At 63.7% G+C, this 14150-nt stretch carries 12 protein-coding genes; 11 read left to right on the forward strand and 1 reads right to left on the reverse strand.

The genetic code is table 11. The features are described from left to right. Window positions 1–98 precede the first annotated feature (98 nt). Window positions 99–542 (forward strand): SRPBCC family protein, encoded by a 444-nt coding sequence (locus CIT37_RS27175; protein ID WP_028143036.1) that lies wholly within the window; start codon window positions 99–101, stop codon window positions 540–542. Between the two features lie 193 nt (window positions 543–735). Here the strand turns inward: CIT37_RS27175 and CIT37_RS27180 are convergent, their stop codons facing one another. Further along, window positions 736–2067 carry an Hsp70 family protein gene (locus CIT37_RS27180; protein ID WP_095426481.1) on the reverse strand — a complete coding sequence of 444 codons (1332 nt, stop codon included), beginning with the start codon at window positions 2065–2067 and terminating at the stop codon, window positions 736–738. 418 nt (window positions 2068–2485) lie between these two features. Here CIT37_RS27180 and CIT37_RS27185 point away from each other — a divergent pair, with 418 nt between their 5' ends. The 10 genes from CIT37_RS27185 to CIT37_RS27230 all read left to right on the forward strand — a co-directional run bounded on the left by CIT37_RS27185 (window position 2486) and on the right by CIT37_RS27230 (window position 14053). Then, entirely contained in the window at window positions 2486–2623 is a 138-nt protein-coding gene (locus CIT37_RS27185) for a hypothetical protein (RefSeq protein ID WP_162832240.1), read from the forward strand. A 456-nt stretch (window positions 2624–3079) separates the two neighbouring features. Further along, entirely contained in the window at window positions 3080–4087 is a 1008-nt protein-coding gene (locus CIT37_RS27190; protein ID WP_028143034.1) for a Bug family tripartite tricarboxylate transporter substrate binding protein, read from the forward strand. Window positions 4088–4179: 92 nt separating this feature from the next. Further along, window positions 4180–4671, forward strand: coding sequence for a tripartite tricarboxylate transporter TctB family protein (locus tag CIT37_RS27195; protein ID WP_038947116.1), 492 nt, complete (start codon window positions 4180–4182; stop codon window positions 4669–4671). A gap of 43 nt (window positions 4672–4714) precedes the next feature. Then, window positions 4715–6214 carry a tripartite tricarboxylate transporter permease gene (locus tag CIT37_RS27200; RefSeq protein WP_028143032.1) on the forward strand — a complete coding sequence of 500 codons (1500 nt, stop codon included), beginning with the start codon at window positions 4715–4717 and terminating at the stop codon, window positions 6212–6214. A gap of 397 nt (window positions 6215–6611) precedes the next feature. Then, window positions 6612–7901 (forward strand): oxalate/formate MFS antiporter, encoded by a 1290-nt coding sequence (gene oxlT / locus CIT37_RS27205; RefSeq protein ID WP_028143031.1) that lies wholly within the window; start codon window positions 6612–6614, stop codon window positions 7899–7901. A gap of 260 nt (window positions 7902–8161) precedes the next feature. Further along, the gene (gene oxlT / locus CIT37_RS27210) at window positions 8162–9496 is read left to right on the forward strand and encodes an oxalate/formate MFS antiporter (RefSeq protein WP_028143030.1); all 1335 of its coding nucleotides are present in this window, start codon (window positions 8162–8164) and stop codon (window positions 9494–9496) included. A gap of 175 nt (window positions 9497–9671) precedes the next feature. Continuing rightward, window positions 9672–10100 (forward strand): CBS domain-containing protein, encoded by a 429-nt coding sequence (locus tag CIT37_RS27215; RefSeq protein ID WP_028143029.1) that lies wholly within the window; start codon window positions 9672–9674, stop codon window positions 10098–10100. 98 nt (window positions 10101–10198) lie between these two features. Further along, complete coding sequence (locus tag CIT37_RS27220) at window positions 10199–11218, forward strand: 2-dehydropantoate 2-reductase (protein WP_028143028.1); 1020 nt, start codon at window positions 10199–10201, stop codon at window positions 11216–11218. A gap of 11 nt (window positions 11219–11229) precedes the next feature. Then, window positions 11230–12003 carry a fumarylacetoacetate hydrolase family protein gene (locus tag CIT37_RS27225; RefSeq protein WP_038947112.1) on the forward strand — a complete coding sequence of 258 codons (774 nt, stop codon included), beginning with the start codon at window positions 11230–11232 and terminating at the stop codon, window positions 12001–12003. Window positions 12004–12646: 643 nt separating this feature from the next. Beyond that, on the forward strand, window positions 12647–14053 hold the full coding sequence (locus tag CIT37_RS27230) for a coiled-coil domain-containing protein (protein ID WP_161966482.1): 1407 nt from the start codon (window positions 12647–12649) through the stop codon (window positions 14051–14053). The last annotated feature ends 97 nt before the right edge of the window (window positions 14054–14150 follow it).

Here is a 14150-nt window from a genome sequence, read left to right on the forward strand (position 1 = left end):
AGATGCCATGTCGGATCGGCGGCTTCCCGGTCGTCCTCGTGACATGAAAGGGCCATAGACGCCAATCTCGGGCCCATCAATCACTGAGGATAACAACCATGCCCAGCACGATCCGCCTGCATCGCGTTCTCGCCACCAGCCCGCAAAAAGTCTATCGCGCTTTCCTGGAGGCCGATGCGATGGCGAAATGGCTGCCGCCGAATGGCTTTACCTGCACCGTGCATCATTTCGAGCCCAAGGTCGGGGGCACGTTCAAGATGTCGTTCCGGAATTTCACGACGGGCAACAGCCATTCGTTCGGCGGCGAATATGTCGAGCTCGTGCCCGGCGAACGTCTCCGCTACACCGACAGGTTCGACGACCCCAACCTGCCCGGCGAGATCGAGGTCACCGTGATCCTGAAGAAGGTCTCGGTCGGCACCGAGATCGACATCACGCAGGCCGGCATCCCCGACGTGATCCCGCCGGAGGCCTGCTATCTCGGCTGGCAGGAATCGCTGCGCAATCTGGCGAAGCTCGTCGAGCCCGAGATCAATCAGTAGCGGTGACGAAAGTATCGTAGTTGGTGTCGTAGGGTGGGCAACGGCGCACTTGCGCCGTGCCCACGATCTTTCTCGTACGGCGACAGACGCGTGGGCACGCTTCGCTCTGCCCACCCTACGGCACTGTTCGATCTGATGCGCCGCTCTACCCACGCGGTCATTCCGAGCGCAGCGAAGCAATGACGGACAATCGTCAAGCGCCCGCCTTCGCCTCCAGCCCGCCACCTGCCGTCCAGCGGTCCGGGTCGGGACTGTGCCCGATCAGCGCGAGGCCATAGGCGATCGACTCGAACTGATCGCCCGACATCAGCCGTTCGTTGCCGAACCGCTCGGCGAACAGTTTTCGGACGGCCGGCACGAAGGACGTGCCGCCGGTCAGGAACACCTTCTCCACCTCGCGCGCGGTGACGCCGGCTTGGGCCAGCACCTTGTCGACGGTGGCCCCCAGCCGGGCGATGTCATCTGCAATCCAGGATTCGAAATTTTTCCGCGTGATGGTCGATCCGATATCGACCCCGCCGCCCTTGAAGCGGAAATCCACCTCGTCCTGCGCCGACAGCGCAACCTTGGCATTTGACACTGCACGGTACAGCGAAAAGCCGAGGTCGAGATCGACGATGGTGATGAAATCCTCGAGCAGCTTCGGCTTCAGCGCGGTGCGTGCAAGCTCCCGCAGCTCACGCAGATCGCCGTTGCTCTTCATCATCGCGAGCTGATGCCAGCGCGCGAGGTTGGTGTAATGGCCGCTGGGGATCGGCAGCACCTTGTCGAACGAGCGGAAGCTGGAGCCCTTGCCGAGCCGCGGCGAGACGACGTGGTCGACGATGCGGTAGTCGAACGTGTCGCCGGCGATGCCGATGCCGGCGTGGCCGAGTGGCTCGGCGCGAAGGCTGCCGCCCGCGCGCGAGAAACGCATCACGGAGAAATCGCTGGTGCCGCCGCCGAAATCCGCGACCAGCACGGTGGCATCGCGCTCCAGACTCCGGGCAAAGGAGAACGCCGCGCCCACGGGCTCGTAGACGTAGCGCGCATGGCCGGCGCCCAGGCGCTCGAACGCGGCGCGGTAGCGCTGCATCGCCAGCGCCTCGTCGGGATTGCCGCCGGCAAAGCGCACGGGACGGCCGACCGTGATGGTCGAGGTCTCGAAGCCGAACCTGTCGCCGCCATGGCGCGCCAGCGTCCGCAGGAACGCCGCCAGAATATCCTCGAACTTGAAGCGTTGCCGGAACACTTGCGTGGTGTTGAAGCTGCTGCTCGCCGCGAACGTCTTGAACGACTGCAGGAAGCGGTAGACGTGGCGTCCTTCGAGGAACGTCTCGATCGCCCAGGGGCCGCCTTCGGCCTGGGCACCGGCGCCCGGCCGATCCTCCCAGAAGCACAAAGCCGACACGTAGACGCTGTGGCGCTGTCCGCCGTGATCGAAGCGGATGGCCTCGACCCGGCGGTCGTCCGCCGCAAGGGCGACGACCGTATTGCTGGTTCCAAAATCGATGCCGATCGAGACGGCGGGCGAGGCGCTCGACATGAACCACTCTGACAGATGATTGGAAGGGGGCAGACCACTAGCGGCTTTGACTTGCCCTGCCAAGCCTTGCCTGCAAAGCCTTGCCCTGCCAAGCCTTGCCCCGCAAAGCCTTGCCCTGCAAAGCCCTCGGCCATTGCGGCTCGCTTCAGGTTCGCGCGGTGGGCCCCGGTTTCCCCTTCAAGCGTATGGATATGCCTCTGGCAGGTACGCTTCGGCGTCCGGAGACGGCGTCTAAGCCGGAAAGCCCCGTTTGGAGGCCATTTAAGCCCGAACCGACCTCATTAACCCCGCATTATGCTGCAATGCGGGCCTTTGTATGCTGCTATGCAAACAAGCGCGTAGACAGTGGCATCTGGTATACATAGTTTCATCCCCAGACGAGACGCCAAGACTGATCGTCTCAAGAAAGGGAATTCCAATGTCCAAGACCGCTTCCGTCGCTTTCGCCCCCTCCTCCTCGCTGTTCAGCCGCTTCATGGCTGCGGTCGACCGTTTCCTGATGGCGAGCGCCGAGATCTCGAACCACAATGGCGACCTGCCGCGTTTCGGCCTGTAAGAAGGCCTTCCCCGCGCAGCCGAAACGGCGCGCGGCAGGCAACCGCAGACGATAGGTTTGATCAATGGCCCCCTCGTCGGGGCCATTTTCTTTTGGTCCCCGCTTCGGCCGCGAACACAACTGCGACGATTGGTCCGCCGATTTGGCCGGCCGTCCAATTGTGAGCCAGCTGGCATCTCGCATACCATTCGACAACCAAAACGATTGCACGACCAAGGTGCTAGATGGGGATGCAGAGCGCGGGACAGGAACGGCCAAGGACATGGCACGTTTGCCAATCAGGGCGGAGCCTTAGCCCAAAGGAGCGGATGTCGCGCCTTGTCCCCGCTCATAAACTTCTGGTTGGTGAGGCTGCAATGGGAGATCGACCGCAAAGGTGACCCCAAGCGTGTGAATCCAGATGGGCTGACGCGAGCTGGCAAAGAACGGCCGCGTTTCGACAGGGAGAGAAACGAGATGAAGTCATTCGTTCTGAATGTCGCTTTGGCGGCAATGGCGATGTCGTGCGCCGGCAGCACTGCAAGTTTTGCGGCCTGGGAGCCGGTTCGTCCGGTCGAGTTCATCGTGCCCGCGGGCACCGGCGGCGGCGCTGATCAGATGGCACGAACCATCCAGGGCATCGTCACCAAGCATAATCTCATGAAGCAGCCGCTGGTCGTCATCAACAAGGCCGGCGGTGCAGGCGGTGAAGGCTTTCTCGACGTGAAGACGTCGTCGGGCAATCCGCACAAGATCATCATCACGCTCTCGAACTTGTTCACGACGCCGCTGGCAACGGGGATTCCGTTCAACTGGAAGGATTTGACTCCGGTCGCGATGCTGGCGCTGGATGAATTCGTGCTCTGGGTGAATGCCGAAAAGCCGTACACCAGCGTCAAGGATTACGTCGACGCCGCAAAGAAGGCCCCAAGCGGCTCATTCAAGATGGGCGGCACCGGCTCGAAGCAGGAAGACCAGATCATTACGGTCGGCATCGAGAAGGCGATCGACGCGAAGTTCACCTACATCCCCTACAAGGGTGGCGGCGAGGTCGCGGTTCAGCTCGTCGGCAATCACGTCGATTCCACCGTCAACAATCCGATCGAGGCGGTCGCGCAATGGCGCGGCGGCAAGCTCCGTCCGCTCTGCGTCTTCGACGCCCAGCCGATGGCCTATGACGAGCCGATCGCAGAGGGCAAGGCCTGGAAGGATATTCCGACCTGCAAGTCGCAGGGCCTCGCGATGGAATATCTCATGCTGCGCGGCATCTTCATGTCGCCCAAGGCCACCAAGGATCAGGTCGAGTATTACGTTGAGCTGTTCAAGAAGGTTCGCGCCACGCCGGAATGGCAGGACTTCATGAAGAGCGGCGCCTTCAACACGACCTTCCTGACCGGGGCCGACTACGCCAAGTGGGTCGAGGCGGAGGAGAAGCGGCACGAGGGCTTGATGAAGGAAGCCGGTTTCCTCGCGCCGGGCAATTGATCCCGGGATTGACCCGCGACACCGATGACGGATGAGGACGCCGGTCGTCCTCCCGTCTGCTGCGAAACAGTCCGATTCCGCCTGGAGCTCCCATGACTGAACAATCCGAATCCGGCCCGACCCACAAGACGCTGGAGATCGGCATGGCGCTGTTGATCGGCGCCTTTGGTCTCGTCGTGATCTTCGGCAGCATCAAGGCCGGCATCAACTGGGGCGCGGAAGGCCCGCGTGCCGGATTCTTCCCGTTCTATGTCGGCGCCGCCATCGTCGGTGCGAGTGCCATCAACCTGTGGCACGCGCAGCGCGACGACGACGGCCGGCTGTTCGCGGCATGGGGACAGCTTCGCCAGGTCATGAGCGTCGTCGTGCCCACCGCGATCTATGTCGGTTCGATGCCGTTCATCGGCCTCTACATCGCCTCGATGGTCTTCATCGCCTGGTTCATGCGCTGGCTCGGCGGCTATCGCTGGCTGACGGTCATCGCGGTGGCAATCGGCATGCCGGTGGTGACCTATCTCGTTTTCGAGCGCTGGTTCCTGGTCCCGCTTCCCAAGGGGCCGTTCGAGGAGTGGCTCGGTCTGTAAGGGCCCACGCATTCATTCAATTGCTGCTGCAGGACGTATCGATATGGAAGAGTTGGCCAATCTATTTCACGGCTTCGCGGTCGCCCTGCAGCCCTACAACATCATGCTGATGATCATCGGCATCACGCTCGGGGTCATCATCGGCGTGCTGCCGGGGCTCGGGGGCGCCAACGGCGTGGCGATCCTGCTTCCCCTGACCTTCAGCATGCCGCCGACATCGGCGATCATCATGCTGTCATGCATCTATTGGGGCGCCTTGTTCGGCGGCGCCATCACCTCGATCCTGTTCAACATCCCCGGCGAGCCCTGGTCCGTGGCGACCACCTTCGACGGCTACCCGATGGCGCAGCAGGGCAAGCCCGGCGAAGCCCTGACGGCCGCCTTCACCTCCTCCTTCGTCGGCGCGCTGTTCGCCGTCATCATGATCACGCTGGTCGCGCCGCTGGTCGCGGGCTTTGCGCTGCGATTTGGTCCGGCGGAGAAGTTCGCGGTGTACTTCCTCGCCTTCTGCAGCTTCGTCGGCCTCAGCAAGGAGCCGCCGTTCAAGACCATCGCGGCGATGATGATGGGCTTCGCGCTCGCCGCGGTCGGCCTCGATTCGATCACCGGCCAGTTGCGGCTCACCTTCGGCGTCACCGAGTTGCTCAACGGATTCGACTTCCTGATCGCCGTGATCGGCCTGTTCGGGATCGGCGAGATCCTGCTGACCATGGAGGAAGGGCTCGCCTTCCGCGGCGGCAATGCCAGCATCAACCTTCGCGTCGTGCTTCAGACCTGGCGCGAGCTGCCGACCTACTGGATGACCTCGCTGCGCTCCTGCCTGATCGGCTGCTGGATGGGCGTCACGCCCGCCGGAGCGACGCCGGCATCCTTCATGAGCTACGGCATCGCCAAGCGGCTGGCGCGGCGCGGCAACAATTTCGGCAAGGGCGAGATCGAAGGCGTGATCGCGCCGGAGACGGCCGCGCATGCGGCGGGCACCTCGGCGCTGCTGCCGATGCTGTCGCTCGGCGTGCCCGGCTCGCCGACGGCTGCCGTGCTGCTCGGCGGCCTCCTGATCTGGGGCCTGCAGCCAGGTCCGATGCTGTTCGTCGAGCAGAAGGAATTCGTCTGGGGCCTGATCGCCTCGATGTATCTCGGCAATCTCGCCGGCCTCATCGTCGTGCTCACCTGCGTGCCGCTGTTCGCCGCGATCCTTCGCGTGCCGTTCGGCATCATCGCCCCGCTCATCCTGGTGCTGTGCGCGATCGGCGCCTATTCGGTGCACAACAGCACCTTCGACGTCATGCTGATGCTGGTGTTCGGCGTGCTCGGCTATCTCCTGAAGAAGTGCAACTACCCGCTCGCACCTCTCGTGCTCGCCATCGTGCTCGGCGACAAGGCCGAGGAAGCCTTCCGCCAATCGCTGCTGGGATCGCAGGGCTCGCTCGGCGTGTTCTTCTCCAACGGCCTCGTCAGCACCATCATGGCGCTCGGTCTGGTCGCACTGTTCTGGTCCGCGATCCAGGAAGGCTACAGCCGGCTGCGCATGTCGATGGCGTGAGGCGCGCGCGCCGGCGCAATCGGCGCCGGCGGCCGCCGCCGAAACCCGCCGCGCGGCCGAACTTCTGGAATACAGAATTCCAGGACTGAGCAGCCGCGCACCGATGTGCGAGGGGGCAGCGCGCTCCACCGACCCAGAAGCTGAAAATTGTGGATGCGCACGTTCCCGCAGCCGCTTGCGGCTTCGCCGCAACGCGGAAGACTTCTCACGAAATCAATGGGTTGATCGCAGGCCGGAAGCCGATTGAGCTTTACAATCGAGCAGCCATGGTGCATGTGAAGAATCCGCGATATTTCGCCGCACCCTCCAGTCCTTCGCTTGAATCTTGGCATAATGAATACCAGGATGCGAACCAGCGCACGCATAAAAATGATCGGCGCCTTCGGGAGGGTTTTTTATGACAGACATGGTGCAGTCAACAGCGGCCCCAAGCGTCGCGCGCGTCAGCGATGCCTATCGCTGGACGCAGTTGGCGGTTGGCGTCGCCGCGATGGTGATGATCGCCAATTATCAGTACGGCTGGACGTTCTTCGTCCCTGACATCCAGAAGAAGTTCGGCTGGGATCGCGCGTCGATCCAGTGGGCCTTTACGCTCTTTGTCCTGTTCGAGACCTGGCTGGTCCCGGTCGAAGGATGGTTCGTCGACAAATACGGTCCGCGCATCGTCGTGCTGGTCGGCGGCGTGCTCTGCGCCATCGGCTGGGCGATCAACGCCCAGGCCACCACGCTCAACGGCTACTATCTCGGCATGATCATCGCCGGCATCGGCGCCGGCGGCGTCTACGGCACCTGCGTCGGCAACGCGCTGAAGTGGTTTCCGGACAAGCGCGGTCTTGCGGCGGGCATCACGGCCGCGGGCTTCGGTGCGGGCTCCGCGCTCACCGTCGCGCCGATCCAGGCCATGATCAAGGACAGTGGATTCCAGACCACCTTCCTCTATTTCGGCCTCGGACAGGGCATCATCATCTGCATCCTCGCCTTCTTCCTGCTCGCGCCGAAAGCGGGTCAGGTGCCGAACGTGGTGGCCAATGCCAATCTGCTGCAGACCCGGCGCAACTACCAGCCGACCGAGGTGCTGCGTCAGCCGATCTTCTGGCTGATGTACTTCATGTTCGTGATCGTCGGCGCCGGCGGCTTGATGGTGACGGCCAACCTGAAGCCCATCGCGGCCGACTGGAAGGTCGACAACGTGCCGGTCACGCTGATGGCGGTGACGATGACGGCGGTGACCTTCGCGGCCACGATCGACCGCGTGCTCAACGGCCTGACGCGTCCGTTCTTCGGCTGGATCTCCGACATGATCGGCCGCGAGAACACGATGTTCATCGCCTTCGGCATGGAAGGTTTCGGCATCTGGATGCTCTACCTCTGGGGCCACGATCCGATCTGGTTCGTGCTGCTCTCGGGCTTCGTGTTCTTCGCCTGGGGTGAGATCTACTCGCTATTCCCCTCGACCTGCACCGACACGTTCGGCGCCAAGTTCGCGACCACCAATGCCGGCCTGCTCTACACTGCGAAGGGCACCGCCGCACTGCTGGTCCCGATCGGCAACTATATGCAGCAATCGTCGGGCACGTGGGACAGCGTGTTCATCATCGCGGCCGGCGCCAACATCCTGGCTTCGCTGCTCGCGATCGCGGTGCTCAAGCCGTGGCGCAAGGTCGTGGTCGCCAAATCGACCGTCTGACACGCTCCATCAAGCTCTTCGTCGAGCGGACGCCCGGCCTCACGGCCGGGCGTTTTCGTTTTGGCGACATCTTGCAGCGCCGGTCCCGCTCCAATGGAACCGCAGATTTTGTGACAATCCGCCGCAGATAGGGCTTGCATTCTGGAATATGGTATACCAAGCTCCGCGCCGCGCTTGCGACGATAAGCCACAACATTTGCGACACTGGGTCATCTTGCAATCCAAAGTCGTGATCAATCAGGCGCGTTGGGAGGTTCTTGATGATTTCCAGCACGGACGGCGCCGTCACGGCCGCGCCTCTTCGCACCGGTTTCCGTTGGCTCCAGCTCGTCATGGGCATCGTCTGCATGGCGATGATCGCCAACCTGCAATATGGCTGGACGCTGTTCGTCGATCCGATCGATGCGGCCCATCACTGGGGACGCGCCGCGATCCAGCTCGCCTTCACCGTCTTCGTCGTCACCGAGACCTGGCTGGTGCCGATCGAGGCCTGGTTCGTCGACAAATACGGCCCGCGCATCGTCGTCATGTTCGGCGGCGTGATGATCGCGCTGTCCTGGATTCTCAACTCCTATGCCGACAGTCTCACCTTGCTCTACGCGGCCGCGATCATCGGCGGCATGGGTGCGGGCGCGGTGTACGGCACCTGCGTCGGCAACGCGCTGAAATGGTTTCCCGACCGCCGGGGCCTTGCCGCCGGCGCGACCGCCGCGGGCTTCGGCGCGGGCGCCGCGCTCACCATCGTACCGATCGCGACCATGATCGCATCGAGCGGCTATCAGCACGCCTTCTTCACCTTCGGCATCGGCCAGGGCGTGATCGTGTTCGTGCTCGCCTTCTTCATCCAGCCGCCGCGGCTCTCGATCCCGCCGAAGAAGAAGCAGCTCAACCTGCCGCAGACCAAGATCGACTTCACCCCGCCGCAGGTGCTGCGCAGCCCTATTTTCTGGGTGATGTATCTCGTTTTCGTCATGGTCGCATCCGGCGGCCTGATGACCGCGGCGCAGATCGGCCCGATCGCGCACGACTTCAAGATCGCCGATACCCCGGTCACGCTGGCCGGCTTCCAGATGGCGGCACTGACCTTCGCGATCTCGCTCGACCGCATCCTCGACGGTTTCGGACGCCCCTTCTTCGGCTGGGTCTCCGACACGATCGGCCGCGAGCACACCATGTTCATCGCCTTCGGCACCGCGGCGCTGATGCTGCTGACGCTGTCGGCTTACGGTCATGTCCCGGTCGTGTTCGTGCTCGCGACCGCCGTGTATTTCGGCGTGTTCGGCGAGATCTACTCGCTGTTCCCGGCGACCTGCGGCGACACCTTCGGCTCGAAATTCGCGACCACCAACAACGGCATGCTCTACACCGCGAAGGGCACCGCCTCCCTGCTCGTCCCGCTCGCCAGCGTGATCTCGGCGACCTACGGCTGGAAGGCCGTGTTCGTGGTCGCGGTCGCCCTGAACGCGACGGCGGCGCTGACGGCGCTGTTCGTGATCAAGCCGATGCGCCGTTCCTTCATCCTCGGCAAGGAAGCCGAGAGCGCGAGCACAGCAACCGGCAGGGCCGAGACCACTGCAAAGACCGAGACGGCGTAGCCGCCACTGACATTGCAGGGATCAACAAGGGGCGCAGGGATGCGCCCCTTTCTTTTTCGCACCAAGCAAACGTCAGTATTGCTGTCGCAAGATTTTTCGGATCGCCCAAACCAGCGCTTGACGATTGGCATTATGTATACCACACTTCCTGCAACATTCACCCAGGGAGGTTGCAATGCTGGTCGGAGACATTCTGCGCAAGAAGACGCCGCGCGTTGTCACGGTGCGAATGAACGAGACGGTGGGTATCGCCGCCAAGCTGATGCGCGCCAACAACATCAGCGCTCTCGTGGTCAAGGACGTGGTCCGCTCCGAGGGCAATACCGCCGTCGGCATGTTCACCGAGCGTGACGTGGTGCGCGCCGTCGCCGAGCACGGCGCGAATGCCGTCAACGTCAAGGTCTCGCAGCTCGTCTCGGTGCAGCAGCTGGTGTCCTGCACCTCCAGCGATACGATCGAGCAGGTCCGGCATCTGATGAACCGGCATCACATCCGCCATTTGCCCGTCATCGACGATTACAGCCTCGTCTCCGTCATCAGCATGCGCGACATCGCAGCTGCCATGGACGAGGCCATCAACGGCACGCCGCAAGCGGCCGCCTAAAGCGACGCACACTTCCCCTGTGACTACCGGCCGGCTCGGACACGTTCGAGCCGGACCGGATCTTTCGTCCCAAAATTCCGGTCTCCCGCGAGGATTTCATGAAGATCTGCATCTACGGCGCCGGCGCAATCGGCGGATATCTCGGGGTTCAGCTTGCACGCGCAGGCGCCGATGTCAGCCTCATCGCGCGCGGCGCGCACCTTGCCGCAATGCGCGAGCGCGGCCTGACGCTGCTCGCGGGCGAGGAGAGGCACACCGTGCATCCGCGCTGCACCGACGATCCCGCCGAGCTCGGCGTGCAGGACTACATCATCATCACGCTGAAGGCGCATTCCATCACCGGCGTGATCGAGAAGATGCAGCCGCTGCTCGGGCAGCACACCCGCATCGTCACCGCCGTCAACGGCATCCCCTATTGGTACTTCTACAAGCATGGCGGTCAGTACGAGAATTCGACGCTGGAGAGCATCGACCCCGGCGGGCGGCAGTGGCGCGAGATCGGCGCCGAGCGCGCCATCGGCTGCATCGTCTATCCCGCCACCGAGATCGAGGCGCCAGGCGTGATCCGCCACGTCTACGGCAACAACTTCCCGCTCGGTGAGCCCTCCGGCGAGATCACGAGCGACGTGCAGCGCCTTGCCGATCTGTTCGTCGCGGCCGGGCTGAAGGCGCCGGTGCTCGACCGCATCCGCGACGAGATCTGGCTCAAGCTGTGGGGCAATGTCTGCTTCAACCCGATCAGCGCGCTGACCCATGCAACGCTCGACGTGATCTGCACCGATCCGTCCACGCGTGCGCTGTCACGCGCGATCATGGTGGAGACGCAAGCGATCGCCGAGACGTTTGGGGTCAAATTCCGCGTCGACGTCGAGCGCCGCATCGAGGGCGCCCGCAAGGTCGGCGCGCACAAGACCTCGATGCTGCAGGATCTCGAGCGCGGCCGCCCGATGGAGATCGACCCGCTCGTCACCGTGGTGCAGGAGATGGGCCGCATCACCGGCATCGCGACGCCCGCGCTCGATTCGGTGCTGGCGATGGTGACCCAGCGCGCCCGCATCGCCGGGCTCTATGACGGCGTCTCGACACCTTCAGATCCCCGCGCACTGGCGGTGGCGTGATGGCGGGCGAGATGAAGCAGTGGCTGCGCTTCCGGAATAATGGCGCGACCGGTTTCGGCACGCTGACGCCATCGGGCATCAGCGTGCACGAGGGCGAGATGTTCGGCCGCAACGCCGCGACCGGCAAGATTCTGGCGCTGTCGGAGGTCGAGCTGCTGGCGCCTTGCGCGCCCAGCAAGATCGTCGCGCTCTGGAATAATTTCCACGCGCTCGCCGCCAAGCTCAACCAGCCCGAGCCGCCGGAGCCGCTGTATCTGCTCAAGGCCACCACCACCATCACGACGCCCGGCGCCGTGATCCGCCGTCCCTCCTATTACGACGGCAAGACCACCTATGAAGGCGAGCTCGGCATCGTCATCGGCAAGACCTGCGCGCGTGTCTCCCCCAGCGAAGCCAACAGCTGCATCTTCGGCTATACCTGCGTCAACGACATCACCGCCAACGACATCCTGACCAGCGACCCCACCTTCCCGCAATGGGCCCGCGCCAAGGGCATCGACGATTACGGCCCGTTCGGCCCGGTCATCGCAACCGGCCTCGATCCGGCCAAGCTGATCGTCCGCACCATCCTCAACGGCGCGGAGCGGCAGAACTACCCGATCTCCGACATGATCTTCTCGGCGCAGGAGCTGGTCAGCAGGATCTCCCACGACATGACCCTGCTCCCCGGCGACCTCATCGCCGTCGGCACCTCGGTCGGCGTCGGCGTGATGAAGGAGCCGGTGAACACGGTCACCGTCGCGATCGACGGCATCGGCGAGCTCACCAACGAGTTTCGGCTGTAGCTGCAAACACCGGCCCGAAGCCCGGATGAGCGAAGCGATATCCGGGACGGCTCTTCGCTGTGGTCCCGCAAGTCGCTGCGCTCATGCGGGCTACTCACTTATTCTCGCTGCAGCGCGGCAAAATTGATCCGGCGCAAATCGCGCCGGCACGGCCGCCTTATCCTTCCCGGCAATCAGTTTCTGACGCCAGGGAGGACGCCATGACGAATGCAAGTAATGCACTTTTGTGGACGGCTCTGTACTTTGCTCTCGCGTTCGGTGCGATCTTCGCGGTCTGGTTCGCCGACAAGATGCGCTCGAACTTCCTCGAGAAATGATAGCGCGCACGGCGCAGCAGCCCGGATAAGCCAAGCGACATCGGGGACGACTCTTCGCATGGTCCCGCATGTCGCTCCGCTCGCGCGGGCTTCTAACGCTGCTCGATCCGCCATGGCCGGCCTTGTCCCGGCAAGCCGGGCATGACGCGTGTGCGGAACGTCTGTCCGGGAAAACCCGGCACCTTCCGCGCCGCCCCACCCATCGGCCAATGCAACCAGCCGTGGATCACGGCGCCCGAAACAGCCCACAAGCCTGCCCGCCCCTTGCGCTCGGTTCCGCTCTTGGCAATCATGGCGAAAATGTGTGCCGGCGTGTGGAATTCACGATGTGGCTGTTTTTCCTGATTGCCTGGTTCGGCCTGTTGGCCATCGTCGCGGTCGTCGCCCAGCAGGCGTTCGGTCACGACATCAGCCACCTGCCCGCTTGGTTCGCGGGCCTGCCGGTGCCGCAGCGCATCGCGACCGGAATATTCCCCGCCCTCGCGCTGACCCTGATCGGCGCTTCAGCCTGGCGGCTGTCGCGCCAGGACCGCAGCCTGAAGACGCTGCGTGACCGGCTGAAGAAAACCCGCGAGGACGTCGTCGTTGCCCACGCTCTGCAAAACCACTTGGATGCCACCGTCCAGCATTTGATCGAGAGCGACCCGAGGGAGGCGGTCTCTGCGCTGCACGACAAGCTGGGCGAGACCGAGCAGCGCGCGCTGCTCCAGCAGGGCCGCAACCAATCCACCGACATGCACGACCAGCTCGCCGAAATCCGCAGTCGCCAGCAGCACCTGCGCGACATGGTCGGCAAGGTCGCCGAGCAGCGCCGCGCGGTCGAGCCGGTCTTCACCGAGATCCGCGACCGCCAGAACCAGCTCGAACGCTCCCTGCACGATCTCGAGACCGACGACCGCAAGAACAACCTCGCCGATCGGCAGAGGGACATCGCGCGCGACGTGGCAGCGCTTCTGGGACGGGTGAACAGCGTCCAGGAGACATTTGCGACACTCAACCAGTACAAGGAGGATCTGGCGAAATCCCACGCCGAGCTGGTGCCGCTGCGTGCCTCGGACGCCGGCATCAACGCCCTGATCGGCGAGCTCAGCCTCGGCCACGAGCGCCTTGCCAAGACCATCGACGAGCTCGAGACCGGCGGCGAGACGCCGCTTGCCACGCGCGTCGAGACGTTGTCGAAGAACAAGATCGAGATCGAGCAGCGCCTCGCCCGCATCGACGACAGCTTCAACATTCTCAAAAGCATCCGGCTCGACTTCGAGGAGCTCGGCCAGCGCCAGGCGCAGCTCGAACGCTCGCTCGCCGATGTCGAAACGGACGCCGACGGCAAGACCCTTGCCGACCGCCAGAACGCGCTGAACGATTTCGTCCTGCAGTCACGCCAGCGCCTCGGCGCCCTGCAGGAGACGCTGGCGACGCTGAACGCCTTCAAGACGGAGCTGTCGAAGTCGCAGGCCGACCTCGTCCCGTTGAAGGCCCCAGTGTTCGGCATCGAGGCCTTGATCGCGGAGGTCGGTGCCACCCGCGATCTCCTCGCCAGGACCGTCGGCGAGATCGAGACGAATGGCGACGTCACCCTCGCCTCGCGTGTCGATGCGCTGACCCAAAGCAAGCGCGAGGTCGAAGACCGCCTCGCCCGCATCTTCGACAATTTCAACGCGCTCGATGCCTTGCGCAAGGACATCGGCGGCATCTTCTCGACGATCAGGAACAGTTTGAACCGGATCGGGTGAGAAGCCTGATAGCAGCACTCCGAAACATCCAGACACATCACATCTGCGCGCGTCAGAGATATGCCGCCAACATGTCGCGGGGGTGCCGCAACTTGGT

Origin of the sequence: Bradyrhizobium ottawaense, assembly GCF_002278135.3 — a bacterium.
GTDB lineage: Bacteria > Pseudomonadota > Alphaproteobacteria > Rhizobiales > Xanthobacteraceae > Bradyrhizobium > Bradyrhizobium ottawaense.